General features: G+C 70.6%; 22 protein-coding genes. 10 read left to right on the forward strand and 12 right to left on the reverse strand.

Annotation, left to right across the window (positions count from 1 at the left end; all coding sequences use genetic code 11):
* Positions 1-44: 44 nt before the first annotated feature.
* Genes H5397_RS06145 through H5397_RS06180 form a run of 8 tightly spaced genes read left to right on the forward strand, consistent with a single transcriptional unit; the run spans position 45 to position 9,224 of the window.
* On the forward strand, positions 45-2,975 hold the full coding sequence (locus H5397_RS06145) for a Na+/H+ antiporter subunit A (protein ID WP_182815699.1): 2,931 nt from the start codon (positions 45-47) through the stop codon (positions 2,973-2,975).
* Positions 2,972-3,400: a Na(+)/H(+) antiporter subunit C gene (locus H5397_RS06150; RefSeq protein ID WP_182815701.1), complete on the forward strand. Its 429-nt coding sequence runs from the start codon at positions 2,972-2,974 to the stop codon at positions 3,398-3,400. Before H5397_RS06145 ends, H5397_RS06150 begins: the two co-directional genes overlap by 4 nt.
* On the forward strand, positions 3,397-4,926 hold the full coding sequence (locus H5397_RS06155; RefSeq protein WP_182815703.1) for a Na+/H+ antiporter subunit D: 1,530 nt from the start codon (positions 3,397-3,399) through the stop codon (positions 4,924-4,926). The genes H5397_RS06150 and H5397_RS06155 overlap by 4 nt, the downstream gene beginning before the upstream one ends.
* Positions 4,923-5,507, forward strand: coding sequence for a Na+/H+ antiporter subunit E (locus H5397_RS06160; protein ID WP_182815705.1), 585 nt, complete (start codon positions 4,923-4,925; stop codon positions 5,505-5,507). Before H5397_RS06155 ends, H5397_RS06160 begins: the two co-directional genes overlap by 4 nt.
* Complete coding sequence (locus tag H5397_RS06165; RefSeq protein ID WP_208090933.1) at positions 5,507-5,941, forward strand: monovalent cation/H+ antiporter complex subunit F; 435 nt, start codon at positions 5,507-5,509, stop codon at positions 5,939-5,941. The genes H5397_RS06160 and H5397_RS06165 overlap by 1 nt, the downstream gene beginning before the upstream one ends.
* A complete protein-coding gene (mnhG, locus tag H5397_RS06170; protein ID WP_220492056.1) occupies positions 5,938-6,342 on the forward strand; it encodes a monovalent cation/H(+) antiporter subunit G in 405 nt (134 codons plus the stop codon). The genes H5397_RS06165 and mnhG overlap by 4 nt, the downstream gene beginning before the upstream one ends.
* Before the next feature lie 30 nt (positions 6,343-6,372).
* Positions 6,373-8,319, forward strand: coding sequence for a TIGR03960 family B12-binding radical SAM protein (locus H5397_RS06175; RefSeq protein ID WP_182815707.1), 1,947 nt, complete (start codon positions 6,373-6,375; stop codon positions 8,317-8,319).
* A gap of 32 nt (positions 8,320-8,351) precedes the next feature.
* Positions 8,352-9,224 carry a polyphosphate kinase 2 family protein gene (locus tag H5397_RS06180; RefSeq protein WP_182815709.1) on the forward strand — a complete coding sequence of 291 codons (873 nt, stop codon included), beginning with the start codon at positions 8,352-8,354 and terminating at the stop codon, positions 9,222-9,224.
* A 70-nt stretch (positions 9,225-9,294) separates the two neighbouring features.
* On the opposite strand, the gene H5397_RS06185 is transcribed toward H5397_RS06180, so the two are convergent.
* Complete coding sequence (locus H5397_RS06185) at positions 9,295-10,284, reverse strand: malate dehydrogenase (protein ID WP_182815711.1); 990 nt, start codon at positions 10,282-10,284, stop codon at positions 9,295-9,297.
* A 132-nt stretch (positions 10,285-10,416) separates the two neighbouring features.
* Here H5397_RS06185 and H5397_RS17600 point away from each other — a divergent pair, with 132 nt between their 5' ends.
* The gene (locus H5397_RS17600; RefSeq protein ID WP_220492057.1) at positions 10,417-11,700 is read left to right on the forward strand and encodes a histidine phosphatase family protein; all 1,284 of its coding nucleotides are present in this window, start codon (positions 10,417-10,419) and stop codon (positions 11,698-11,700) included.
* Positions 11,701-11,788: 88 nt separating this feature from the next.
* On the opposite strand, the gene H5397_RS06200 is transcribed toward H5397_RS17600, so the two are convergent.
* The 11 genes from H5397_RS06200 to H5397_RS06250 form a co-directional block, all read right to left on the reverse strand.
* Positions 11,789-13,420, reverse strand: coding sequence for a cation acetate symporter (locus H5397_RS06200; RefSeq protein WP_243760779.1), 1,632 nt, complete (start codon positions 13,418-13,420; stop codon positions 11,789-11,791).
* Entirely contained in the window at positions 13,417-13,845 is a 429-nt protein-coding gene (locus tag H5397_RS06205; protein ID WP_182815713.1) for a DUF485 domain-containing protein, read from the reverse strand. Before H5397_RS06205 ends, H5397_RS06200 begins: the two co-directional genes overlap by 4 nt.
* A gap of 159 nt (positions 13,846-14,004) precedes the next feature.
* Complete coding sequence (gene purU, locus H5397_RS06210; RefSeq protein WP_182815715.1) at positions 14,005-14,853, reverse strand: formyltetrahydrofolate deformylase; 849 nt, start codon at positions 14,851-14,853, stop codon at positions 14,005-14,007.
* 26 nt (positions 14,854-14,879) lie between these two features.
* A complete protein-coding gene (locus tag H5397_RS06215; protein WP_182815717.1) occupies positions 14,880-15,839 on the reverse strand; it encodes a patatin-like phospholipase family protein in 960 nt (319 codons plus the stop codon).
* Positions 15,840-15,850: 11 nt separating this feature from the next.
* Positions 15,851-16,750 carry a glycosyltransferase family 2 protein gene (locus tag H5397_RS06220; protein WP_182815719.1) on the reverse strand — a complete coding sequence of 300 codons (900 nt, stop codon included), beginning with the start codon at positions 16,748-16,750 and terminating at the stop codon, positions 15,851-15,853.
* Positions 16,747-18,399 carry a glycosyltransferase gene (locus tag H5397_RS06225; RefSeq protein ID WP_182815721.1) on the reverse strand — a complete coding sequence of 551 codons (1,653 nt, stop codon included), beginning with the start codon at positions 18,397-18,399 and terminating at the stop codon, positions 16,747-16,749. Before H5397_RS06225 ends, H5397_RS06220 begins: the two co-directional genes overlap by 4 nt.
* 2 nt (positions 18,400-18,401) lie before the next feature.
* Complete coding sequence (locus tag H5397_RS06230) at positions 18,402-19,142, reverse strand: ABC transporter ATP-binding protein (RefSeq protein WP_182815723.1); 741 nt, start codon at positions 19,140-19,142, stop codon at positions 18,402-18,404.
* A 1-nt stretch (position 19,143) separates the two neighbouring features.
* Positions 19,144-20,013 (reverse strand): ABC transporter permease, encoded by an 870-nt coding sequence (locus tag H5397_RS06235; RefSeq protein WP_309224296.1) that lies wholly within the window; start codon positions 20,011-20,013, stop codon positions 19,144-19,146.
* Positions 20,010-21,179 (reverse strand): UDP-galactopyranose mutase, encoded by a 1,170-nt coding sequence (gene glf / locus H5397_RS06240; protein WP_182815725.1) that lies wholly within the window; start codon positions 21,177-21,179, stop codon positions 20,010-20,012. Before glf ends, H5397_RS06235 begins: the two co-directional genes overlap by 4 nt.
* Positions 21,180-21,302: 123 nt before the next feature.
* On the reverse strand, positions 21,303-22,139 hold the full coding sequence (locus tag H5397_RS06245) for a glycosyltransferase (protein WP_182815727.1): 837 nt from the start codon (positions 22,137-22,139) through the stop codon (positions 21,303-21,305).
* Positions 22,132-23,100 (reverse strand): glycosyltransferase, encoded by a 969-nt coding sequence (locus tag H5397_RS06250; RefSeq protein ID WP_182815729.1) that lies wholly within the window; start codon positions 23,098-23,100, stop codon positions 22,132-22,134. Before H5397_RS06250 ends, H5397_RS06245 begins: the two co-directional genes overlap by 8 nt.
* Positions 23,101-23,139: 39 nt before the next feature.
* Here H5397_RS06250 and H5397_RS06255 point away from each other — a divergent pair, with 39 nt between their 5' ends.
* Positions 23,140-24,474: a hemolysin family protein gene (locus H5397_RS06255; protein WP_182815731.1), complete on the forward strand. Its 1,335-nt coding sequence runs from the start codon at positions 23,140-23,142 to the stop codon at positions 24,472-24,474.
* Position 24,475 lies beyond the last annotated feature (1 nt).

Consider the following 24,475-nt stretch of genomic DNA (forward strand, 5'->3'; position numbering starts at 1 on the left):
GACCCCCGTTCCCCGGCCACCGATCCACCGAAAGGCGTGACCGCGTGCTCCTCAGCCTCATCGCCCTGCACTTCGCACTGGGCGTGACGGCTGCGTGGTGGGTCCGGCTCCTGGGTCGCAACGCCTTCCTCGTCGTCGCCATCGCACCCGCGATCGGCTTCGGCTGGCTCCTGACACTGGCCCCGGCCGTCCAGTCCGGGTCGGCGTTCGTCGAGGCCACCCCGTGGATCCGGTCGCTCGCGGTGTCGCTGAGCTTCCACGTGGGGCTGCTGCAGTGGCTGCTGGCCCTGCTCGTCACGGGCATCGGCGTCGTGGTGCTGGCCTACTGTCGGTGGTACTTCACCAACCCGCCCGCCCGCACCCTGGGCCTCCTGGTGGCCTTCGCCGGCGCGATGCTGGGCCTGGTCACGGCCGACGACCTCGTGGTGCTGTACGTGTTCTGGGAGCTGACCACGGTCTTCTCCTACCTGATGATCGGCCACGACTCCTCCCGTCGCGCCAACCGCGCGGCGGCGACCACGGCCCTGATCGTCACCACCACCGGTGGCCTGGCCATGCTGGTCGGCATCGTGACGTTCGGCACCCTGACCGGCACGTTCCGCCTGCAGGCGATCCTCGCCGCGGCGCCCGAGGGACCGGCTGCCACGGCGGCGGCGCTGCTCATGCTGGTCGGGGCGATGAGCAAGTCGGCCCTCGCGCCGTTCCACTTCTGGCTGCCCGGCGCGATGGCGGCCCCGACCCCGATCTCGGCCTACCTGCACGCGGCCACGATGGTGAAGGCCGGCGTCTACCTCGTCGCCGCGCTCGCCCCGGTGTTCGCCGGCGTCCTGTTCTGGCGCGAGGTCCTGACCATCCTCGGCGCGACCACGATGATCCTGGGCGGCTGGCGCTCCCTGCGCCAGACCGACCTCAAGCTCCTGCTGGCCTACGGCACGGTGAGCCAGCTGGGCTTCGTCACCATGCTGGTCGGCATCGGCACCCAGGCCGCCGGCCAGGCCGGCCTGGCGATGCTGCTGGCCCACGCCCTGTTCAAGGCGGCCCTGTTCCTCACCGTGGGCGTCGTCGACGTCACCACGGGCACCCGCGACATCACCAAGCTGACCGGGCTGGCCCGACGGATGCCGGTCCTGGCCGTGGCCAGCGGTCTCGCCGCGGCGTCCATGGCCGGCCTGCCGCCGCTGTTCGGCTTCGTCGCCAAGGAGGCGGCCCTGGAGGCGCTGGTCAAGGTCGCCTCCGGCGGCGACGGCACCGGCATGCTGCCCGCCCCGGCACTCCTGCTCGCCGGCGCGATCGTCGTCGGCTCGATGCTGACCGCCGCCTACTCCCTGCGTTTCTGGTGGGGGGCCTTCGGCACCCGCCGCCGCAGCGTCACCCTCGAGGTGAAGAAGCACCCGCAGCTGGGCTTCATCGCCGGGCCGGTCCTGCTGGGCGGCCTCTCGCTGGTGCTGGGCTTCCTGGGCCCGCAGCTCACCGACCTGCTGGCCAGCTACACCCGGGCCATCCCCGTCGGGTCCGAGCCGCACTCGCTGGCCCTGTGGCACGGCTTCACCCTGCCGCTGGCCCTTTCGGCGGTCGCGATCACCGGCGGTGTACTGCTGTTCTGGCAGCGGGAGTCGGTCGCCCGGGTCCAGGCCACGTTCCCGCAGGTGCCGGCCGCGAACGACTTCTACCGCTGGTCGATGCGCCTGCTCGACGTGGCGGCGGTCGAGGTGACCGCCCGCGTGCAGCGCGGTTCGCTGGCGTCCTACCTGTCGACGATCCTGACCGTCTTCGTGATCGGGGTCGGCGGCACCCTGATGCTCATGCCCGTCTGGCCCGCCGAGATGGCGTGGTTCGACTCCTACGGCCAGGTCGCGGTCGCCGTGGTCACGTGCGTGGCGGCGGTGAGCCTGATCGCCGTCCGCGGCCGCGTCCGCGCCATCATCACCGTGGGCGTGACCGGCTACGGGACGGCCCTGCTCTTCCTGCTGCACGGCGCCCCCGACCTCGCACTCACCCAGGTGCTCATCGAGACCGTGAGCCTGCTGGTCTTCCTGCTGGTGCTGCGCACCCTGCCGAAGTACTTCACCGACCGGCCCCTGCACAGCTCCCGCTGGTGGCGCATGGTGCTGGCGCTCGCCGTCGGTGCCACGGTGAGCGCGTCGGTGCTGGTGGCGGCCTCCGCCCGCACGGCCACCCCGTCCTCGGCCGGGCTGGAGACGGCGGCGTACGAGTTCGGCTACGGCAAGAACATCGTCAACGTCATCCTCGTCGACACCCGTGCCTGGGACACCCTGGGCGAGATCTCGGTGCTCGTCATCGCGGCCACCGGCGTCGCCAGCCTCATCTTCCTGAGGTCCCGGGTGCAGCAGCGCCGCACCCGTCGGGTCACCGGCCACCAGAGCGACGGCGCGTGGCTGCGCACGACCGGCTCGCTGCACCCCGCCGCGCGCTCGCTGATCTTCGAGGTCACCACGCGCCTGCTGTTCGGGATCATGATCATGGCCTCCCTCTACCTGCTCACGGCCGGGCACAACCTGCCGGGCGGTGGCTTCGCCGGGGGCCTCGTCGCCGGGATGGCGCTCGTCGTGCGCTACCTGGCCGCGGGTGGCCGCGAGCTCGAGGAGGCCGCGCCCATCGATGCCGGTCGCGTGCTGGGCGCGGGCCTGTTCGTCGCGGCGGGCAGCGCGCTGGTGCCGTGGGCCTTCGGCGGGCGCATCCTGCAGAGCTACGACATCACGCTCGACATCCCGGCCCTGAGCGCGGTCGCGACGCCGTGGGGCACGATGAACCTGTTCGGTGACCTGCACCTGGTCAGCTCCACCGTGTTCGACGTCGGCGTCTACCTGATCGTGCTGGGCATGATGCTCGACCTGGTCCGCAGCCTCGGTGCCGGCATCGACGTCCAGGCCGAGGAGGAGCGCACGCCGCTGCCGCGGCCCGAGTCCACCACGGCCCTCCCGGCCAGCGCCCGGCAGGGGGGTGGCCCGCGATGACCGGCAACCTGACCCTCGCCATCGTGGCCGCCATCCTGATCGCGGCCGGCGTGTACCTGCTCACCGAGCGCTCCCTGACCCGCATCCTCGTCGGGGTGCTCGTGATGAGCAACGGCGTCAACATCCTGTTCCTGATCGCCTCGGGCCCCGCCGGCGACCCGCCCCTGATCGACCTGTTCGCGGGGGAGGGCATGTCCGACCCGCTGCCCCAGGCGATGGTGCTGACGGCCATCGTGATCACCATGGCGGTCTCGGCGTTCGTGGTGACGATGGCCTACCGGAGCTTCCAGCTGCACGGCAACGACGAGGTCTCCGATGACATCGAGGACCGTCGCATCCGCGAGCTGGCCGAGCGCGACGACGTCTCCGACAGCTACGAGGACATCCGGTTCTCCGACACGGGTGAGGACCGGGTGAGCGAATGAACAACCTCCTCACCGTGCCGGTGCTGCTCCCCATGGTGGGCGCGGCGCTCACCCTCATACTCGGACGTCGCCCGCGGACCCAGCGCTTCGTGTCGATCCTGGTCCTCATCGGCGTCGTCGTCGCGGCCGGCATGCTGGCCTACCAGGCCGACACCAACGGCGTCCAGAGCCTCTGGATGGGCGCCTGGCCCGTCGGCTTCGGCATCGCGCTGGTCGCCGACCGCCTGTCCGCGATCATGCTCACGGTCGCCGGCATCGTCACCCTCGCCGTGCTGCTGTTCTCCGCCGGCCAGGAAGAGGACGAGGTCCGCAAGGAGACCCCGGTCTCGATCTTCCACCCCACCTTCCTGCTCATGTGCGCGGGCGTCTCGAACGCGTTCCTGGCCGGTGACCTGTTCAACCTGTTCGTGGGCTTCGAGATCCTGCTGTTCGCCTCGTACGTCCTGCTGACCATGGGTGGCACCGCGTCCCGCATCCGCGCCGGGTCGATCTACGTCGTGGTCAACCTGCTGAGCTCCAGCCTGTTCCTGATCGCCCTGGCCACGACCTACGCGGCCGTCGGGTCGGTCAACATGGCCCAGGTCGCCGAGCGGATCCCAGCCCTGCCCGACGAGCTGCAGTCGGTGCTGCAGTTCATGCTGCTGGTCGTGTTCGCGATCAAGGCGGCGGTGTTCCCGCTGTCGGCGTGGCTACCCGACTCCTACCCGACCGCGCCCGCGCCGGTCACGGCCGTCTTCGCGGGCCTGCTCACCAAGGTCGGCGTGTACGCGATCCTGCGCACGCAGACGCTGATCTTCCCGCACAAGCCGCTCACCGAGCTGCTGCTGGTCATCGCGCTGCTGACCATGGTCGTGGGCATCCTCGGCGCCATCGCGCAGGCCGACATCAAGCGACTGCTGTCCTTCACGCTGGTCAGCCACATCGGCTACATGATGATGGGCATCGGGCTGGCCACCATCGACGGGCTCGCCGGCACCATCTACTACACGGCCCATCACATCACCATCCAGGCGATCCTGTTCCTCGTCGCGGGGCTCATCCAGCGCGTCGGCGGCAGCAGCAACCTGGACCGGCTGAGCGGCCTCATGACCACCTCGCCGCTGCTCGCGGCGCTGTTCATCGTGCCCGGCATGAACCTGGCCGGCATCCCGCCGTTCTCGGGCTTCATCGGCAAGCTCGGCCTGCTGAGCGCCGGCGTCCGCGCCGGGACGCCGCTGGCCTGGGCCCTCGTCGCGGCCAGCGTGGTCACCAGCCTGCTGACGCTCTACGCCATCGCGAAGGTGTGGAACCGCGCCTTCTGGGGTACGCCCATCGCCTTCACCGTCGAGCCCGACGAAGGCGAGGAGGAGTCGTACCCGGGGCGTCCGATGCCCGCGGTCATGGTGACCGCCACCCTCGGCCTGATCGCCTTCAGCCTGCTGCTCACCCTCGTCGCCGGCCCCTTCTACGCCTACACCAACAACGCGGCCGCAGCCCTGCTGGACGGGGCCTACGCCCGCGCCGTCATCGGGGAGGTGGTCCCGTGACCGAGCCGCTCACCCGTCCGCCCCGGAACCGGCTGCGCTGGCAGCCCCGCCAGGTGATCGTCCTGGCGCTGGTCTGGGTCGTCCTGTGGGGCCAGGTCAACCTCGTCACGGTCGTGGGCGGGGTGCTGATGGGCATCCTGGTCACGGTCCTGTTCCCGCTGCCCTCGATCGGGTGGGCCGGACGCCCGCACCCGTGGGCGCTGCTGGTCCTGCTCGGCCACCTGGTCAAGGACCTCGCCGTCGCCTCCTTCCGGCTGGCGGTGTTCGCGTTCGGCCGCGACATGCCCAGCCCGGGCATCGTCCGGGTCGACCTCAAGGCCGACTCCGACCTCTACCAGGTCAACACCGCCGAACTGGTCTCCGTCGTGCCCGGCACGATCGTCGTGGACGCCCGCCAGCGCAGCCGCATCCTGTACCTGCACGTGTTCGACATGCCCAAGGACTCGACCCGCGACGAGGTGGTGGCCGACACGCTCGCCCTCGAGAAGCGGGTCGTGCGAGCACTCGGCTCGCGCGCGGAGTTCGAGGCGCTCGACCGCGAGGTGCCCCACGACGAGCCCGAGTTCCGGGAGGTGACGTGATGCTGGACACGATCACGTTCGGCCTGGTCGCGGTCTCCTCGGTCGTCCTCGTCGTCGCCGCCATGCTCGCGCTTTACCGGCTCGCCGTCGGGCCGACGGGCCTGGACCGCGGCGTCGCCTCCGACGTCGTCCTGGCCGTGATGATCGCCGGCATCGGCGCCCACGCCATCGCCACGGGGACCTCGGTCGGCCTCATCGTCATCCTCGTCCTGTCCCTCGTCGGCTTCACCACCGCCGTGGGCCTGGCCCGGCTCATCACCGGTGCCTCCGCCCGTGAGCGGCGCTTCCTCGAGGCGGAGGCGCGCGCCGCGCACGAGGCCCGGCAGCGGGTCGAGCGGGAGCGCGCCGAGCGCGAGGGGTCCGTGCGGGAGCGGGCCGAGCGTGAGCTGGCCGAGCAAGCGGGGGAGCACCCGGGCGGGGAGGGGTCGGCATGATCGGGGACATCCTGGACCTGGTGGGGGCGGTCCTGCTCCTGCTCGGCTCGCTGTTCTGCCTGGCCGCCGCGATGGGCGTCGTCCGGTTCCCCGACGTCCTCACGCGCCTGCACGCGGCCACCAAGCCGCAGGTGTTCGGCCTCACCCTGATCCTCACCGGCGTCGCGCTGACCCTGCGCACCTGGCCGGTCGCGGTGCTCGCGGCGTTCACGATCGGGCTGCAGATCCTCACCGCCCCCGTGTCGGGCCACATGCTGGCGCGCACCGCCTACCGCACCGACCAGTGGGACGACCAGCACGCCGTCATGGACGAACTGGGCGACGACCTCGAGGCCGCCGGCTTCACCAACATCACCGACGAGGAGGGTGGCTCCACGGCCGCCCGGCACCCGCTCGGCTGACGCCCCGCCCTGCCTTAGGATGGGTGGCCTATGACTGTTGACTCCGCCACCAGCCCTGCCTCGCTGTTCCCCCGGCTCGAGCCCCTGCTCGCCCGGGTCAGCAAGCCGATCCAGTACGTCGGCGGCGAGGTGAACTCCGTCAGCAAGGAGTGGGACACCACCGAGGTCCGCTGGGCCCTGATGTACCCCGACGCCTACGAGATCGGTCAGCCCAACCAGGGCATCGCGATCCTGTACGAGATCCTGAACGAGCGCGACTGGATCCTGGCGGAGCGCACCTACTCGATCTGGCCCGACCTGGCGGCGCTCATGCGCACCCACGGCGTCCCGCAGTTCACCCTGGACAACCACCGCCCGGTGCGCGCCTTCGACGTGCTCGGCCTGTCCTTCTCGACCGAGCTCGGCTACACCAACATGCTGGCCGCGATCGACCTGGCGGGTATCCCGCTCCACGCGGCCGACCGGGGGATCGACGACCCGCTCGTCATCGCCGGCGGGCACGCGGCGTTCAACCCCGAGCCCATCGCCGACTTCATCGACGCCGCCGTGATCGGCGACGGGGAGGAGGCCTCGCTGCGGGTCTCCGAGATCATCCGTGCCTGGAAGGCGGAGGGCCGTCCGGACGGCCGCGACGGGCTGCTGCTACGGCTGGCGTCCGACGGCGTGGTCTACGTGCCGCGGTTCTACGACGTCACCTACCTGCCCGACGGCCGGATCCAGCGGGTCGCGCCGAACCGCCCCGGCGTCCCGTTCAGCGTGGCGAAGCACACGCTCATGGACCTCGACGCGTGGCCGTACCCCAAGGCCCCCATCGTCCCCATCGCCGAGACCGTGCACGAGCGCTACTCGGTCGAGATCTTCCGCGGCTGCACGCGCGGCTGCCGCTTCTGCCAGGCCGGCATGATCACCCGTCCCGTCCGGGAGCGGAACATCGAGACCATCGGCACCATGGTCGCCGGCGGGCTCGAGGCCACCGGCCTGGAGGAGGTGGGCCTGCTGTCGCTGAGCAGCGCCGACCACTCCGAGATCGGCGACGTCACCAAGGAGCTGGCCGACCGGTACGACGGCACCAACGTGTCGCTCTCGCTGCCCTCGACCCGCGTGGACGCCTTCAACATCGACCTGGCCAACGAGCTGTCCCGCAACGGGCGCCGCTCGGGGCTGACCTTCGCGCCCGAGGGCGGCAGCGAGCGCATGCGCAAGGTGATCAACAAGATGGTCACCGAGGACGACCTGATCAACACCGTCGCCACGGCCTTCGGCAACGGCTGGCGCAACGTGAAGCTCTACTTCATGTGCGGCCTGCCCACGGAGGAGGACGAGGACGTGCTGGCCATCGCCGACATGGCGGCCCGCGTCATCGAGACCGGACGCCAGGCGGCCGGCACCCGCGACATCCGCTGCACCGTCAGCATCGGCGGGTTCGTGCCGAAGCCGCACACCCCGTTCCAGTGGGCGGCGCAGGCCTCGGCCGAGACCATCGACCACCGCCTGTTCGCGCTGCGCGACAAGATCCGGGCCGACAAGAAGTACGGCCGGGCGATCGGCATGCGCTACCACGACGGACGCCCCGGCATCATCGAGGGCCTGCTCTCGCGCGGTGACCGCCGGGTCGGCGCGGTGATCGAGGAGTGCTGGCGCCAGGGCGGCCAGTTCGACGGGTGGAGCGAGCACTTCAGCTACGACCGGTGGGTGGCGGCCTGTGAGACCGCGCTCGCCGGCACCGGCGTCGACCTCGACTGGTACACCACGCGCGAACGCGAGTATGCCGAGGTGCTGCCCTGGGACCACCTCGACTCCGGCCTGGACCGCGACTGGCTGTGGGAGGACTGGCAGGACGCCCTCGACGAGCAGCCCGTCGAGGACTGCCGCTGGACGCCGTGCTACGACTGCGGCGTGTGCCCCCAGATGGACACCGAGATCCAGATCGGCCCGACCGGGAAGCACCTGCTGCCGATCACCCCGGTCCGCGGGTGACCGCGGGCCCGCGCCTGCTGCAGACTGGGGGGATGGCAGCCAAGGACCTGTGGACCACCGATCCCCGCGACGCCCTGCGCGTCGGACCCGACTTCGACCTCGCCTCGTTCGACCGCAACGGCCAGCCCGGCTGGGACGGGGACAAGGAGGACGGCGAGGCGTACCTCCCCGAGCGCGGGGAGGAGATGTCCGACCTGCAGGAGCGCCTGTTCGCCGAGGGGCGCGAGGGCGGCACCCGCTCGGTGCTGCTCGTCCTGCAGGGCCTCGACACCGCGGGCAAGGGCGGCATCGTCCGCCACGTCATGGGCATGGTGGACCCGCAGGGCGTGGCGCTGGCATCCTTCGGCGTCCCGACCGAGGAGGAGCGCGCCCACCACTATCTGTGGCGCATCGAGAAGAAGCTGCCCCCGGCCGGCCGCATCGGCGTGTTCGACCGCAGCCACTACGAGGACGTGCTCGTGGTGCGCGTCGACGAGCTGGTGCCCGAGGACGTCTGGCGCGCCCGCTACGACGAGATCAACGCCTGGGAGAAGAAGCTGGTCGAGGGCGGCACCACGATCATCAAGGTCGCCCTCATGGTCTCCTACGCCGAGCAGGGCGAGCGCCTCATGGAGCGCCTCGAGCGCCCCGACAAGCACTGGAAGTTCAACCCCGGCGACCTGGACACCCGCAGCAAGTGGCCGGCGTTCCAGGAGGCGTACTCCGACGTGTTCCGGCTTACGTCGACCGACCACGCGCCGTGGTACGTCGTCCCCGCCGACAAGAAGTGGTATTCCCGGCTCGCGATCACCGAGCTCCTGACCCGCACGCTGGAGGACCTGGACCCGCAGTGGCCCGTCGCCGACTTCGACGTCGAGGAGATGAAGAAGGCCCTGCTGGCCACCGGTGAGGACGCCCCCGCCTGAGTCCGCCCCCCCCCCCCCACCCCCGGGGGGCGCCCCCCGGGGGGGCCCGCCACAGGTGGTTGGAGGAGGCTCAGATGAGGCCGAGCTCCTTGACAGCGGCCTGCTCCTCGGCCAGCTCGGCGACGGAGGCGTCGATCTTGGCGCGGGAGAAGTCGTTGACCTCGAGGCCCTGGACGATCTCGTACTGGCCGTCCTTGACCACGCACGGGAACGAGGAGATCAGCCCCTCCTGGACGCCGTAGGAACCGTCGGACGGCACGGCCATGGAGACCCAGTCGCCCTCGGGGGTGCCCAGCGCCCAGTCGCGCATGTGCTCGATGGTCGCGTTCGCGGCCGAGGCGGCGGACGACGAGCCGCGAGCGGCGATGATGGCGGCGCCGCGCTTGGCGACGGTCGGGATGAAGTCGTTCTCCAGCCACTCCTGGTCACCCACGGCCTCGGCGGCGTTCTTGCCGGCGACCTCGGCGTTGAACAGGTCGGGGTACTGGGTCGCGGAGTGGTTGCCCCAGATCGTCATCTTCTTGATGTCGGTGACGGGGACGTTCAGCTTCGCGGCCAGCTGCGAGATGGCGCGGTTGTGGTCGAGGCGGGTCAGGGCGTTGAAGCGCTCCTTGGGGATGTCGGGGGCGTTGCTCATCGCGATCAGCGCGTTGGTGTTGGCCGGGTTGCCGGTCACCAGGACGCGGATGTCGTCGGCGGCCACGTCGTTGAGGGCCTTGCCCTGCGCGGTGAAGATCGCGCCGTTGGCGGACAGCAGGTCGCCGCGCTCCATGCCGGCGGTGCGCGGGCGGGCGCCCACGAGCAGCGCCATGTTCGCACCGTCGAAGACCTTGGTGGGGTCGTCGCCGATCACGACGTTGGACAGCAGCGGGAACGCGCAGTCGTCGAGCTCCATGACGACGCCCTCGAGCGCCTTCAGGGCCGGGGTGATCTCGAGGAGGCGCAGCTCGACGGGCTGGTCCTTCCCGAGCAGCTCGCCGCTGGCGATGCGGAACAGGATGCTGTAGCAGATCTGGCCGGCGGCACCGGTGACGGCAACCTTGACGGGTGCATTGCTCATGAGATTCCTCCACTTTGAAGACGGCTTCGGGGCAGGCCCTGTGCACCCTGAACCTAGCATCCACCTCCCTCCCGAATCACCTTCGCGTGGGCGGCCACCACCCGGCCCGAGGGGCGTGAATAGGGTGGGTGCATGCGCCTCTACCTCGTCCGCCACGGCCGCACCCCGAGCAACGTCGCCCGCCTCCTGGACACCGCCGTCCCGGGCGCCGACCTGGACGCCGTCGGGCTCGCCCAGGCCGACACCCTCGTCGAGCGTCTGGCCGGCCACCGGGTGGACGCCGTGTACGCGTCCGACCTGGTCCGCACCCAGCAGACCGTCGCGCCCCTGGCCGCCGACCGCGGGCTTGACGTGACCGTGCTCGGCGGCCTGCGCGAGATCCAGGCCGGCGAGGACGAGATGTCGCCGCTGTGGGAGCGCTACGTGGGCTCGTTGCGGTCCTGGGGCGAGGGCGACCGGTCCGCGAAGGTGCCCGGGGGCGAGGACGCGGTCGAGTTCTTCGACCGCTACGACGCCGCCGTCGGCGAGATCGCGGCCGCCGGGCACGACGCCGCCCTGCTGGTCAGCCACGGCGCGGCGCTGCGGATGTGGATCGCCGCACGCGTCGGGGGCATCGACCTCGCCGAGGTCGTCGGCCGCCGCCTGGGCAACACCACCGTGGTGACGCTCGAGGGGAGCCCGGAGGCGGGCTGGACGTTCGTGGACTGGGACGAGATCGACGAGCCCGACGAGTGGCCGGCGTCCCCGACCCCGACCCCCGAGCTGGTCGAGCTCACGCGGGCCGAGGCGTCCGCCGGCGCTCCCGGGTGGCGCCTGCTGCTCGGCGCGCTGCACCTCACCACCGACTGGCCGACCCCCGCGGACGCCGTGGCCTTCGTCGCCGCCGTCGCCGAGCAGGCCGAGGCGCTGGGCCACCACCCCGACGTCGACCTCCGCCACACCCGGGTGCACCTCGCCGCGCGAACGCACGACGTGGGGGCCGTCACGCCCCTGGACGTCGAACTGGCCAACCGGGTCTCGGTGCTGGTCCACCAGCGCGGGGGGCGTCCGGTCGCCGCCGCCCTGACGCAGGTCGAGATCACGATCGACACCATGGACGCCGCCACGATCATGCCGTTCTGGGCCGCGGTGCTGGGCTACGAGCCGGTCGAGGACGACGAGCTGGCCGACCCGCAGCGCCTCGGGCCGCGCGTGTGGTTCCAGCAGCTCGACGAGCCGCGCCCGGTCCGCAACCGGATCCACCTCGACGTGGCCGTGGCGCACGACGAGGTGGAGGGCCGCATCGCGCGCGCCCTGGCCGCGGGCGGGCGCCTGGTCTCCGACGACCACGCGCCGGCGTTCACGATCCTGGCCGACGCCGACGGCAACGAGGCCTGCCTGTGCACGTGGCAGGGGCGCGACGCCGAGGCCGACTGAGCCCACGGCGTCCGAAACGCCCCCGACAACCCCGCAGGGCCGCGACGACACGTGGTCGTCGCGGCCCTGTGGGTGAGTGGGGCCCGACTCAGTGGGCGATGGCCCCGTCGGCGCCGGCACCGGTCATGGAGCGGACCTCCATCTCGGCGGCCTTGCCGCGGTCCGACACCTCCTTGCTCAGGACGGTACCGAGCCAACCGGCGAAGAACGCCAGCGGGACGGACACGATGGCCGGGTTGTCGTACGGGAACCAGGCGAAGCTGGCGCCCGGGAACATCGCGCTCGCCAGCGGCTCGGCGCGCCCGATGGGCGTGGAGACCGCGGGGGAGAAGATGATCAGGCCCAGCGAGCTGATGAGACCCGCGTAGATGGACCAGAGCGAACCCTGGGTGTTGAACCGGCGCCAGTACAGGGAGTACAGGATCGACGGCAGGTTCGCCGAGGCGGCGACCGCGAAGGCCAGCGCCACGAGGAACGCGATGTTCATGCTCTTGGCGAAGATGCCACCGAAGATCGCCAGGGCACCGATCACGATGACCGTGTTGCGGGCCACCTTGACCTCGGCCGCGGGGTCGGCCTTGCCGTCCTTCATGACCGAGTTGTAGATGTCGTGGGCGAAGGAGGCGGACGCGGTGATGGTCAGGCCGGCGACGACCGCGAGGATCGTGGCGAAGGCCACACCGGCGATGACGGCCAGGAAGACCTGGCCACCGATGCCCTCACCGGGCAGGAAGTACGCGAGGGCCGGGGCGGCGGCGTTCGCCTTGCCGGGCAACTTGGCGATCTCGGCCTGGCCGCCGGGCACGATCGCCGCGGCGCCGTAGCCCAGGACCAGGGTGAACAGGTAGAACGCACCGATGAGGCCGATGGCCCAGGTCACGGACTTGCGGGCCTCCTTGGCCGTGGGCACCGTGTAGAAGCGCATCAGCACGTGGGGCAGACCGGCGGTGCCGAGCACCAGGGCGATCGAGAGCGAGATGAAGCCGATCGGGTCCTTGTACTTGTCGCCGGGGGCCAGCATCTGCGGGTGGTTGTTCTTGGCGACGGCCTCGCCCATGACGGCGTCGAGGTTGAAGCCGAACCGGGCCAGCACCCAGACCGACATGATGCCGGCGCCGGCGATCAGCAGCACGGCCTTGATCATCTGCACCCAGGTGGTGCCCTTCATGCCACCGATCATCACGTAGAGGATCATCAGGATGCCGACGATGACGATGACGATGTTCTGCGCCATCTCACCCGAAAGGCCGAGCAGCAGCGACACGAGGCCACCGGCGCCGGCCATCTGGGCGAGCAGGTAGAAGAACGAGATCGCGAGGGTCGAGAAGGCGGCGGCGAGGCGGACGGGCTTCTGCTTCATGCGGAAGGAGAGCACGTCGGCCATGGTGTACTTGCCGGTGTTGCGCAGGGGCTCGGCGACCAACAGCAGTGCGACGAGCCAGGCGACGAGGAAGCCGATCGAGTACAGCAGGCCGTCGTAGCCGTTGAACGCGATGGCGCCGGCGATGCCCAGGAACGAGGCGGCCGACAGGTAGTCACCGGCGATGGCGAAGCCGTTCTGGGTGCCGGAGAAGGAGGCGCCGCCGGTGTAGAACTGGCCGGCCGCCTTGGACTGCTGCGCCGTGACACGGATGACGACCGTCAGGGTGCCCACGACGAACAGCGCGAAGATGATGATGTTGAAGATCGGGTTGCCGAGCGTCGTCTCGAGGAGGATCACTGGGCCGCTCCTTCCAGGCGCTCACGGATGCGGGACGAGATCGGGTCGAGCTTGGTGTTCGCGTGGCGGATGTAGAGCCACGTGATCAGGAACGTGGTGACGAACTGCATCAGGCCGAGGAAGTGGCCCAGGTTGAAGTGGGCCATGCCCAGGAACGGCTGCGACATGAAGTCCTTGGCGTACACCGAGGCGAGAACGTACGCGAAGTACCACGCGAGGAAGGCGATGGTCATCGGGAAGGCGAAGCCGCGGAACGTCTTGCGGAGCTGTTCGAACTCCTCGGACTCCTGCACCTCGATGAACGCTTGCTCAGAGATCTTGGGCTTGGCCTGCCCACCGCTCAATTCGGGAAGTGGGTTGTGGCTGGGAGGAAGGTGGGCCTCCGTGTCGCCCGAGTAACCGGGTGACGGGTTGTGGTCAGTCATGGAACCTCCGTTGGTCAGACCTGCCGACAGGCTGGCAGCCGCACCCTAACGCCCGGGCGGACAGAGTCGTCAATACCACTACACAACGTCGGATTCAATCGTTGTCTTTTCGTGATGTTACTCGACATCAAGTATCTCAGCGTCGAGGCACTTCAGTCTTCAACGGAAGATGACCGTCCGGTTCCCGTCGAGGAACACGCGGTGCTCCGCATAGAGGCGCACGGCCTCGGCCAGGGTGCGGCTCTCCTGCTCCTGCCCCATGGCCACCAGTTCGGGGGTGTCCTTGGTGTGGTCGACCCGGGTCACGTTCTGCTCGATGATCGGCCCCTCGTCGAGGTCCTGGGTCACGAAGTGCGCGGTGGCCCCGATCAGCTTCACGCCGCGGTCGTGCGCCTGCCGGTAGGGGTTGGCGCCCTTGAACCCCGGCAGGAAGGAGTGGTGGATGTTGATCGCGCGGCCGGCCAGCGCGGCGCACAGGTCGGGGGAGAGGACCTGCATGTACCGGGCCAGCACCACCAGCTCGATGTCCTCGGCCTCGACGCGGTCCAAGACGGCGCGCTCGAAGTCCGCCTTCGTCTCGGGCAGCACGACGTGCTCGCTGAAGGGGACGCCGTAGAACGTCGCCAGCGGGCGCAGGTCGGGGTGGTTGGCCATCACGCCGGTGAGTTCGACGGGCAGCAGCCCCGAGCGCTGGCGGAAGAGCAGGTCGTTGAGGCAGTGGGCGGCCTTGCTGGCCAGGACCAGGGTGCGGCGTGGGCGTCCGACCTCGTCGAGGTGCCACCGGGCCTGCAGGTAGGCGGCCAGCGGCCGCACCGACTCCTCGAACGCCGAGCGCTCGAAGCCCGACTGCACCTGGACGCGCATGAAGAAGCGCCCGGAGTCGGAGCTGAACTGCTGCAGCTCGGTGATGTTGCCCTGTGCGGCGGCGACGGCACCGGTCACCGCGTGCACGATGCCGGGCCGGTCGGGGCACTCCAGGGTCAACACCCAGTGGGACGAGGGGCTCACGGCCCGGGACTCTACCCGCGTGGGCGTCACAGACCCGCGGCGTCCAGCGCCTCGGACGCCTTCGCCCGGCCCAGCTCGATGAGCTCCGTGGCGCGGTGGAAGTCGAAGGTCGAGGCCATGTCGAGGGGGAACTCCACCAGCACGTCGGGCGGGGAGGCGGCCATCCGGAAGCGGGTGATCAGCGCCTCCGTGGTCTCCAGCGACCGGGAGACCACGTCGGAGGTGCGCAGCCCCTTCGGCAGTTCCCCGAAGTCGAAGTCCCTCCCCGACACCGCGGGTGCGGCCCCGTCCTCCTCCTGGGCGAACCGCTCGGCCCACCACGACCGGAAGCCGCGGACGGTCTCGGACTCCAGCACCCCCCGGCGCCAGAAGGCGCCCAGCTCGCCGAGGATGCCCTCGGTGTCGGCGCTCTCGGTGACCGGGCGGTTGGAGGTGTCGTCGGCCCGGCGTCCGGACAGGCTCACGGCCAGCGTGCGGTCGGCGTCGACGCCCAGGAGCGCGTCCACCGGGACGGGGTTGAGCAGCCCGCCGTCGGCCAGCAGCCGCCCGCCGACCACGACGGGGGTGAACACGCTCGGGATGCCGATCGAGGCGCGCATCGCCGTGGCCACCGACCCGCGCTGGAACCAGATCTCGCGGCTGTTGGTGAGGTCGGTGGCGACCGCGGTGTAGGGGATGGCCAACTCCTCGATGCGGGCGCCCTCGAGGATGTCGGCGACCCGCTCCATGACGCGCTGGCCCCAGAACACGCCGGGCCCGGTGAACGCCGGGTCGAGCAGGCGCCACACATCGGTCTGCTTCAACGTGCTGACCCATGCGGTGAAGGCGTCCAGCCGGCCGGCCGCCTCGAGGCCGCCGACCACGGCGCCCATCGACGTGCCCGAGATCGCGACGACCTGGTGGCCGCGCTCCCTCAGCTCCTGCAGGACCCCGATGTGGGTGTAGCCGCGGGCGCCGCCGGATCCGAGCGCGAGGGCGATCCGCATGCCGTGATCGCTCACTCGACCGTGCGGGCCGGCTTCTTCTCCACCTTGAAGGTGAGGCCCCGCGCGGCCGAGCCGAGCAGTTTCAGCCGCAGCTTCATGGGCACCGGCGAGCCGCGCCACTGCTTGAGCATGTTCTCCAACAGGGACGCCGCGAGCGTGGGGCTGCGGAACTCGACCGCTGAGGCGATCTGGTTGCGGGCGCCGTACTCGAACTTCCAGAAGTTCTTGTCGTTCACGTCGCCCCAGTTCACGCCCCGGTTCTGGGGGATCAGGTGGTCCACCACCGAGTCGGCCACGAAGATGCCGGGGCGGAACTTGGCCAGCCGCTGGGTGTACTCGGCGTCGTCGTACCAGATGAAGAAGTTCGCCGACGGCAGCCCCACCGCGTGCACTCCCTCACGGGTGACCAGGCACGACACGAAGGAGGCCGACTTGATCAGCGGGTAGGTCGCGCCCAGCGCGAGGGGCCGGGTCCAGTCCCATGTGGTCTCGGGGACGTTCATCTCACAGATGTGGCCATCGGCGTGGTACACGACCATGGACGCCGCGAAGGACGGCAGGAAACCGAGCCGCTCCCGGGCGTCCTCGAGGTCGCGCAGGAGGGGGGCGAGTGCTCCGGGGCGCACGATCGAGTCGTCGTCCATGACCCAGAACGCGTCGAAGCCGAGGCCATAGGCGAGCTCGACGCCGGCCGAGAACCCGCCCGCGCCGCCGGTGTTGGTCGCCAGGCGCTTCACGGTGTGGGGGATGGCGAACTCGCGGGAGGCGAGGTAGCTGGCCGTGTCGTCGGTCGAGGCGTTGTCGATGACGACGATGTGGTCGAGCGGCCGCTCCTGGGATTCGAGGCCGGCCAGGGTCTTCTCCAGCAGCTCGCGGCGGTTGTAGGTGACGACGATGGCGGAGACCTTCACTGGTTGTCCTCTCGTAGGGCGGCGAACAGGGAACTGAAGTAGTCGCGGGCGGGCTCCACCTCGCGCAGGCGATCGTGGATCTCCCGCTGCTCGTCCAACAACCTGGGCGCCAGGGCGGGGTCGGCCGCGAGGCGCGTGAGCATGGCGGAGGCGCGCCGCAGGAAGGCGACGGGCTCGCGGGGTGCCAGCAGGTCGGGCACCACGACCGTCACCTGCGACCCGACGTCGGCCGACAGGACGAGGACGCCGTGGCTGTCGGCCTCCAGCGCCGTGAGGGTGAGCCCCTCGTTGTCGGACGTGATGGCCAAGACGTCGATCGCGTCGAAGAACTCCGACGGCGGCCCCCACGGGCGCCGTTCGATGACGCCGGCCAGGCCGGTGCGCCCCAACTGGCGAGCGACGAACTGCTCCAGGGGGCCCGAGCCCTGCATGACGAAGGTGAAGCGCCCGGGAGCAGCCTTCGACAGCCTGCGGACCAGTTCCAGGAAGAGGAATGGGCGCTTCTGCGGCGCGAGCCGGCCGAGGAACCCGACGCGCAGGGGCTGCCGCGCGTCGGTCCGGGTGGCGCGCGGCGCGCGTTCGTCGGCCTGCCCCCGGAGCCCGGTCAGGGGCCGGTAGGCCACTCGTTCGGCCGGGATCCCGGCTTCGAGCACGTAGGTGTCGCGCAGGGTCGGGCTGATCACGTGGTGCACGTCGAGCAGGTCGCTGTGCTCCAGCGACTGGCGCACGAAGCCGCCCGTGCGGTGCTCGGCGATGTGGGTCGAGTCGATCGCCACGAGGTCGGGCACCAGGTGCCGCAGGCGGGGCAGCGCCTGGTAGGCCATGGCCGAGTGGTGGATGTGGATCGCGACGACGCGATGGCGGTCGAGCACCATGCGGCCGAACCGACTCCAGTCCTCGCCCACGAAGACGTTGGCGCCCAGGTAGACGTGCGGGGTGATCGACAGGGCCCGGGCCAGGTCGCGTTGCGGCGCCGCACGGTCGACCGTGATGACGACCTCCAACCCGGCGTCGCGGGCCAACTCGGCACTCTCGAAGGCCCACGCCTCCGCGCCGCCCGGCTCCAACCAGTGCAGGGCGAACCACGCCGTCGGGGGTCGGGTGGGGTCGGAGGGGGCGGTGGGCCCGACGCGCTCGAGCAGGTCCGCACCCCGCGAGGCGGTGTCCTTCAACCAGGGCTTGCGGTTGTTCCGGTACTGCTTGAACCGGTCGAGTGAGAGCGGGGCGCGGTCGTACACCTGCCCGTACGCCTGGCCGATGCGCCGCCGCAGCCCGTGGCGTCCGTCGACGAAGGCGAACGCGGTGTCGCCGGCCCACAACGACAGCGAGGGGACGCTGACCCGACGGGCCACGCGCGCCATCGCCGGGTTGCCGGCGACGGTGACCATCCCCAGACCGCCCTCCTTGGTGAAGGTGTCGCCCGGCAGGCCCGGTGAGATGTAGCTGCCCGATTCCATCGGCTCGCGTGTGTCGGCGCGCAACACCAGGTCGAAGGACTGTTCGGGGTACGCCACGTCCATCGCGCGCAACACGCCCGCCAGCCAGTCGTAGGAGATCCGGTCGAAGATCTCGCGCCCGGCGCTGGTCAACGACAGGGTCACGTCACGGCCGCCGACGGCGTCCCGCAGTGTCATCAAGATGTCGTCCATGGTCAGCGGCCCTCCCGAAGCCGCGCGATTGCCTCGTGGATGTCTCCGTCGTGCACGACCTCGCCCTTGCGCAGCAGGACGCCCCGGTTGCAGAGCTCGCCGATCATGTCCAGGTCGTGGCTCACGATCACCAGCGCCTTCCCGGACGCCTTGAGCTCGCGGATGCGGGTCAGGCACTTCTTCTGGAAGGGTTCGTCGCCGACCGCCAGGATCTCGTCCACCAGGAAGATGTCGGGGTTGGTGTGGACCGCGACCGCGAACGCGAGGCGCAGGAACATGCCCGACGAGTAGAACTTCACCTCGGTGTCGATGAACTCCTCGATCTCGCTGAACGCCACGATGTCGTCGAAGCGAGCCTTGATCTCGTCCTCGGCCATGCCCAGGATGGCGCCGTTGAGGTACACGTTCTCGCGCCCGGTGAGGTCGGGGTGGAAACCCGCGCCGACCTCGATCAGGCCGGCGACCTTGCCGCGCACGCCGATGGCGCCCGAGTCGGGGGCCATGACCCCCGAGACGAGCTTGAGCAGGGTGGACTTGCCGGAGCCGTTGAGGCCGAGCAGGGCCACCGCCTCGCCGTCCGCCACCGTCAGGCAGACATCCTTCAGCGCTTCGAAGCGGTCGACCGTCGCCTCGCGGCGCCCCTTGATCTTCGAGATGATCCACTCCTTGAGGGAGTGGGTGTGCCTGATGTTGAACGTCTTGCCGACGTGGTCGACCAGGATGCGTGGCGCGGTGTCAGGCATGTCAGAGCTCCTGCGCGAACCGGCCGTCGAGGCGTCGGAACAGTCCCTCGCCGAGCACGAGGATGAGGATGGACGTGAGGGCCGAGGTCGCGACGAAGAGCCACATGCCGGGCGGCTCGAGGTACTCCACGCCGGAGGTGGGCGCCCAGAAGCAGTAGTGGAACAGTTCCACGATGGGTGTCAGCGGGTTGAGCATGTACAGGGTCCAGCCGCGGCCCGTGCCCAGCACCGTCGTGACGTTCTGCCAGTGGTAGAGCACCGGGGAGGTCCAGCTGACCACCATGGCGATGAGGTCGACGATGTTCTCGGAGTCGCGCATCATCACGTTCAGGGCGCCGAACAGCAGGCCCAGGCCCAGGGACAGCACCACGAGGATGAGGAAGCCCAGCACCCCCGCGAGCAGGTTCAGCGGGCCGGGCCGCCAGCCCACCACCAGGGCGCCGACCACCAGCACCACGAGCTGTGGGACGAAGTGCACGACCGCGACCCAGACGGCCGAGATGCTGAACAGCTGGCGCGGCATGTAGATCTTCTTGACCAGCGCCGAGTTGCCGACGATCGACCGGGTGGCGTTGCCGAATGCCTCGTTGAACAGGTTGATCGCGATGATGCCCGCGAACAGGTACACCGCGAAGTTGTGCACCACCCGTTCCATGCCGAGGAAGACGCCGACGGCGAAGTAGAAGACCAGGAACTGGACGGCCGGCTTGACATAGGACCAGAGCATGCCCAGCGCCGAGCCGCGATACCGCACCCGCAGGTCCTTGTTGACCAGCAGGTGGAGCAGGAACCGGTTGTTGAGGGCGTCGAGGAGTCCGCGGCCGGTGCCGGGCCGATCGTAGCCGCTCGGCATCGTCACGTTCTGGGTCACCAGCTGCTGCCCGTCCGACCCAGGAGGGGGGCCAGCTCGTTGTCGAACATCGACAGGGCCGAACCGATCGCCATGTGCATGTCGAGGTACTGGTAGGTGCCCAGTCGCCCGCCGAACAGCACCTGGGGCTCCCGCTTGGCCTGCTCACGGTAGCTGAGCAGCCCGGCCCGGTCGGTTTCCGTGTTGATCGGGTAGTACGGCTCGTCGCCCCGCTCGGCGAAGCGGCTGTACTCGCGCATGATGACCGTGGCGTCCTTGGTGTAGTCCCGTTCCGGGTGGAAGTGGCGGAACTCGTGGATGCGGGTGAACGGGACGTCGGGGTCGGGGTAGTTCATCACCGACGTGCCCTGGAAGTCCTCGATCGGGAGCACCTCCTCCTCGAGGTCGACCGTCCGCCAGCCCAGCTCGCCCTCGGAGTAGTCGAAGTAGCGGTCGACCGGCCCGGTGTAGATGACCGGGACGTTGCCGCGCACGTTGTCGCGGTTGAACTCGTGTGAGGTGTCGAAGAAGTCGGTGTCGAGCCGCACCTCGATGTTGGGGTGGTCGGCCATCCGCTCCAGCCAGGCGGTGTACCCGTCGGTGGGCAGGCCCTCCCACGTGTCGCTGAAGTAGTTGTTGTTGTAGGTGTAGCGCACCGGCAGGCGGCTGATGATGGACGCCTCGAGCTCCTCGGGGTCCGTCTGCCACTGCTTGGCGGTGTAGTGCATGATGAACGCCTCATACAGCGGGCGCCCGATCAGGCTGATGCCCTTCTCGACGAAGTTCGCGGGCTCCTTGCCACCCAGCTCGGCGGCCTGCTCCGCGATGAGCGCGCGCGCCTCGGAGGGGCTGTAGGCGGATCGGAAGAACTGGTTGATGGTGCCGAGGTTGACGGGCATGGGGTACACCTCGCCCTTGTGACGGGTGTAGACCTTGTGCACGTAGTTGGTGAAGCTGGTGAAGCGGTTCACGTACTCCCAGACCCGGGCGTTGCTGGTGTGGAACAGGTGGGCGCCGTAGCGGTGCACCTCGATGCCGGTCTGCTCATCCTTCTCCGAGTAGGCGTTCCCACCGATGTGGGGGCGCTTGTCGAGGATGGTGACCTTGAGGCCCCACTCGGTGGCGGCCCGCTCGGCGATGGTGAGGCCGAAGAGGCCCGAACCGACCACGACGAGGTCTGTGTTCACGCTTGGCTCCTGTCTAGGGTGGTCCCGAGGGACATCGCCGTCCAATCTAGCGCGTGGGGATGATCCCCGAAGACCTTGGTGGCCGTCCGGGGCCGGGTTGCCACGACCAGGGCCGCGCCACGCTCAGCGCCAGCGCGTGAACGCGGCGTAGGCCGGACGCCGCACGCCGGACGGCACGAGCCGCCACAGGCCGCGCACCACGATGTTGCGGACGAACTGGGCCGGGTTGGTGAAGCCGATCCGCAGCATGCGCGCCTGGAGGCGCAGTTCGGAGCGGAGCAGCTCCCAGCCGCCGCGCCGGCGGTAGGCGCCGGCGCCCACCCGGTAGAGCACGAGCGGTTCGGCGACGTTGGTGGCCCGCGCCCCGGCGGCGAGCATGCGCACGAACAGCCAGTAGTCCTCCATGCGTGCCAGGTGCTCGTAGCCGCCCGCCCGGACCACCGCCGAGCGCCGGTACACGACGGCCGGGTGGTTGAACGGGTCAGCCAGGCGGGCCATGCGGGCGATCTCGTCGGGGTCGGCGGGCCAGGCGCGTTCGAGGCCGCGGGCATCCTCGTCGTCCTCGAACTCCACGATGGTGCTCGACAGCAGGTCGATCCCGCCCGCGACCAGCGGCACCTGGCGGGCGAACCGCTGGGGGAGCGCGACGTCGTCGGCGTCGGCCCGTGCCACGACCTCGTGCGAACAGGCGGCCAGCCCGGCCTGCAGCGCCCGCGCCAGCCCCACGTTCTCGGGCAGGGCCACCACCCGGACGCCGACCCCTGCGGTCAGCTCGCCCGCCTCGGCGCGACCCAGGACCGCGGCGATGCCGGCCGGCACCGGCCCGTCGACCACGATGACGAGTTCGTCGGGCCGCAGCGTCTGGTCCTCGGTGACCGAGCGGACCGCGCGCTCGAAGAACGCGGGCCGGTCGCCCCGGTACACGGGGAGGAGGACCGAGAACGGGGTCCGGTCAGGCACGTCCGGCACCCCGCTCCACCAGGTCCACGTCGGCGGACACCGGCGTCCCGGCCAGCACCTCGCTGGTCGGTCGCGGCGCGTGGACGCCCTCGGTGAGCCCGCGGCGTCCGTACCCCGCCAAGGCGCGGCGGTCGGCCGAGCGGAGCAGCATCCGCGCCCAGCGCACCGCCGTCGACCCGGCGTACAGGGCGCGGTCGAGGGGGCCCAGCGCGTCCGACCGGGTGAAGACCCAGACCTTGTTGCGGACCTCGTTGGTGAACCGGGGACCGGGGTCGGCGTCCGAGCTGCCGAACACCTTGGTGAGGTGGTAGACCCGCGAGGCGGGCACGTACAGGCCCACGCCGTCGCGCAGCAGGCGGGCGGTGTACTCGAAGTCGTCGTTCCAGAGGAAGTAGTCGGCCTGGGGCAGGCCGTGACGGCGGATCGCCTCGGCGTCGATGAGGATCGAGACGAAGGACGCCGAGCGGATCGGGTACGCGGCCCCGGCCATGCGCGCCGCGCCGCGCGCCACCCGCGACGAGCCGGGCCGCGGGCGCGGCCGGTTCATCGGGTGCTCGCGGCCGTCGGTCCAGTCCGCGCGCGACGCTGCGACCGTGACCCGCCCCGGGTGGCGTACCCGCGCCGAGACGAGTTCGGCCAGGGCGGTCGGGGTGGGCACGGTGTCGTCGTCCATCACCCAGACCAGGTCGGCGTCGTGGGAGGCGACGGCCCGGGCGATGCCCGCGGCGAAGCCGCCCGCGCCCCCGGTGTTGGTGGGCAGGGTGACGACCTCGGTCACCACGGGGTGGGCCCGAGCGAGGTCGGCAGAGTCGTCGGTGGAGGCGTTGTCGATGACCACGACCGCGTCGAGCGGCCGGGTCTGGGCGGCGAGTCCGTGGAGGGTCTGGGCCAGCAGGTCGCGCCGGTTCCACGCGACCACGACGGCCACGATGCGGGAGGTCCCCCGCGCGTCAACACCCATACGGGGAACCCTAGCGCGGGCACCGCTAGGCTGGCCGCCGTGAGTCCGACGCTGTCGAACGTGTTGCTGATCTTCCTGTTCATCCTGATCGGCGGGGTGTTCGCCGCCGCCGAGATGGCCCTGGTGTCCCTGCGGGACAGCCAGGTGCGCGGGCTGGCGTCCAAGGGCAAGCGCGGCGGGACGGTGGCGAGGCTGGCGGCCGACCCCAACATCTTCCTCTCCGCGGTGCAGATCGGCGTCACCCTGTCGGGCTTCCTCGCCGCCTCGTTCGGTGGCGCCACGCTCGCCGAGGACCTGGCCCCCGTGCTCGTCGGGTGGGGCCTGCCCGAGGCCGCGTCCGGCACGCTCGCCCTGGTGCTCGTGACGGTCGCCATCTCCTACTTCTCGATCGTGCTCGGCGAGCTCACCGCCAAGCGCCTGGCCATGCAGCGCGCCGAGACGTTCGCCCTGACGCTCGGGCCGCTGGTCAACGTGATCGCCACCATCACCCGGCCGGTCATCTGGTTCCTGGGCTTCTCCACCAACATCGCGGTCCGGCTGCTGGGCGGCGACCCCAAGGCGTCCCGCGAGGAGGTGACCGACGAGGAGCTCCGTGCCATGGTCTCCAGCTCGGCCACCCTCGGCGACGAGGAGCGCCAGATCGTGGACGAGGTGTTCGCCGCCGGCCAGGTCACGCTGCGCGAGGCGATGGTGCCCCGCACCGAGGTCGACTTCCTCGACGGTGACATGCCCGCGCACAAGGCCATCCGCCTGATCGCCGATGGCGCGCACTCCCGCTACCCGGTGGTCGGCCGCGACGTCGACGAGGTGCTCGGCTTCCTGCACATGCGCGACCTGTTCGACCTCGACCCGGCCGCGCGCCAGGCACCCGTCAGCCAGCTCGTCCGCCCGGTCAACGCCCTGCCCGGCACCGTCCGCATCCTGCACGCGCTGTCCGTGATGCAGGCGGCCGGCGACCACATGGTCATCGTCCGCGACGAGTACGGCGGCACCGCCGGCATCGTCACCATCGAGGACCTCGTCGAGGAGCTCATCGGCGACATCACCGACGAGTTCGACCTGGAGGACCCCGACGGCCACGCCGGCGGCGCCGACGAGCTGGACGGCCTCACCACGCTGGAGCAGTTCGCCGAGCGTTTCGACCTCGTCCTGCCCGAGGGCCCCTACGACACCGTGGCGGGCTGGCTCATGGCCGAGCTCGGCAGCCTGCCCCAGCTCGGGGACACCGTGGCCCGGGCGCTGCCGGCGGCCACCGAGGGCGACGCCGCGCCCCAGGACGTGGAGTTCACCGTCACCGAGCTCGACGGACGCCGGGCGGCCCGCCTGCGCCTCGAACGGCTCGGCGCGGGTGCGACGGGGGAGCCCATCCAGTAGC

It is taken from the genome of Propioniciclava sp. MC1683 (assembly GCF_014164675.1).
Lineage (GTDB): Bacteria > Actinomycetota > Actinomycetes > Propionibacteriales > Propionibacteriaceae > Propioniciclava.

Excerpts from the sequence above, each read along its gene's own strand:
- H5397_RS06150 (WP_182815701.1), top strand. The coding sequence starts at position 2,972 with ATGACCGGCAACCTGACCCTCGCCATCGTGGCCGCCATCCTGATCGCG.
- H5397_RS06155 (WP_182815703.1), top strand. The coding sequence starts at position 3,397 with ATGAACAACCTCCTCACCGTGCCGGTGCTGCTCCCCATGGTGGGCGCG.
- H5397_RS06165 (WP_208090933.1), top strand. The coding sequence starts at position 5,507 with ATGCTGGACACGATCACGTTCGGCCTGGTCGCGGTCTCCTCGGTCGTC.
- mnhG (WP_220492056.1), top strand. The coding sequence starts at position 5,938 with ATGATCGGGGACATCCTGGACCTGGTGGGGGCGGTCCTGCTCCTGCTC.
- H5397_RS06175 (WP_182815707.1), top strand. The coding sequence starts at position 6,373 with ATGACTGTTGACTCCGCCACCAGCCCTGCCTCGCTGTTCCCCCGGCTC.
- H5397_RS06180 (WP_182815709.1), top strand. The coding sequence starts at position 8,352 with ATGGCAGCCAAGGACCTGTGGACCACCGATCCCCGCGACGCCCTGCGC.
- H5397_RS06185 (WP_182815711.1), bottom strand. The coding sequence starts at position 10,284 with ATGAGCAATGCACCCGTCAAGGTTGCCGTCACCGGTGCCGCCGGCCAG.
- H5397_RS17600 (WP_220492057.1), top strand. The coding sequence starts at position 10,417 with ATGCGCCTCTACCTCGTCCGCCACGGCCGCACCCCGAGCAACGTCGCC.
- H5397_RS06205 (WP_182815713.1), bottom strand. The coding sequence starts at position 13,845 with ATGACTGACCACAACCCGTCACCCGGTTACTCGGGCGACACGGAGGCC.
- H5397_RS06215 (WP_182815717.1), bottom strand. The coding sequence starts at position 15,839 with ATGCGGATCGCCCTCGCGCTCGGATCCGGCGGCGCCCGCGGCTACACC.
- H5397_RS06225 (WP_182815721.1), bottom strand. The coding sequence starts at position 18,399 with ATGGACGACATCTTGATGACACTGCGGGACGCCGTCGGCGGCCGTGAC.
- H5397_RS06230 (WP_182815723.1), bottom strand. The coding sequence starts at position 19,142 with ATGCCTGACACCGCGCCACGCATCCTGGTCGACCACGTCGGCAAGACG.
- H5397_RS06250 (WP_182815729.1), bottom strand. The coding sequence starts at position 23,100 with ATGGGTGTTGACGCGCGGGGGACCTCCCGCATCGTGGCCGTCGTGGTC.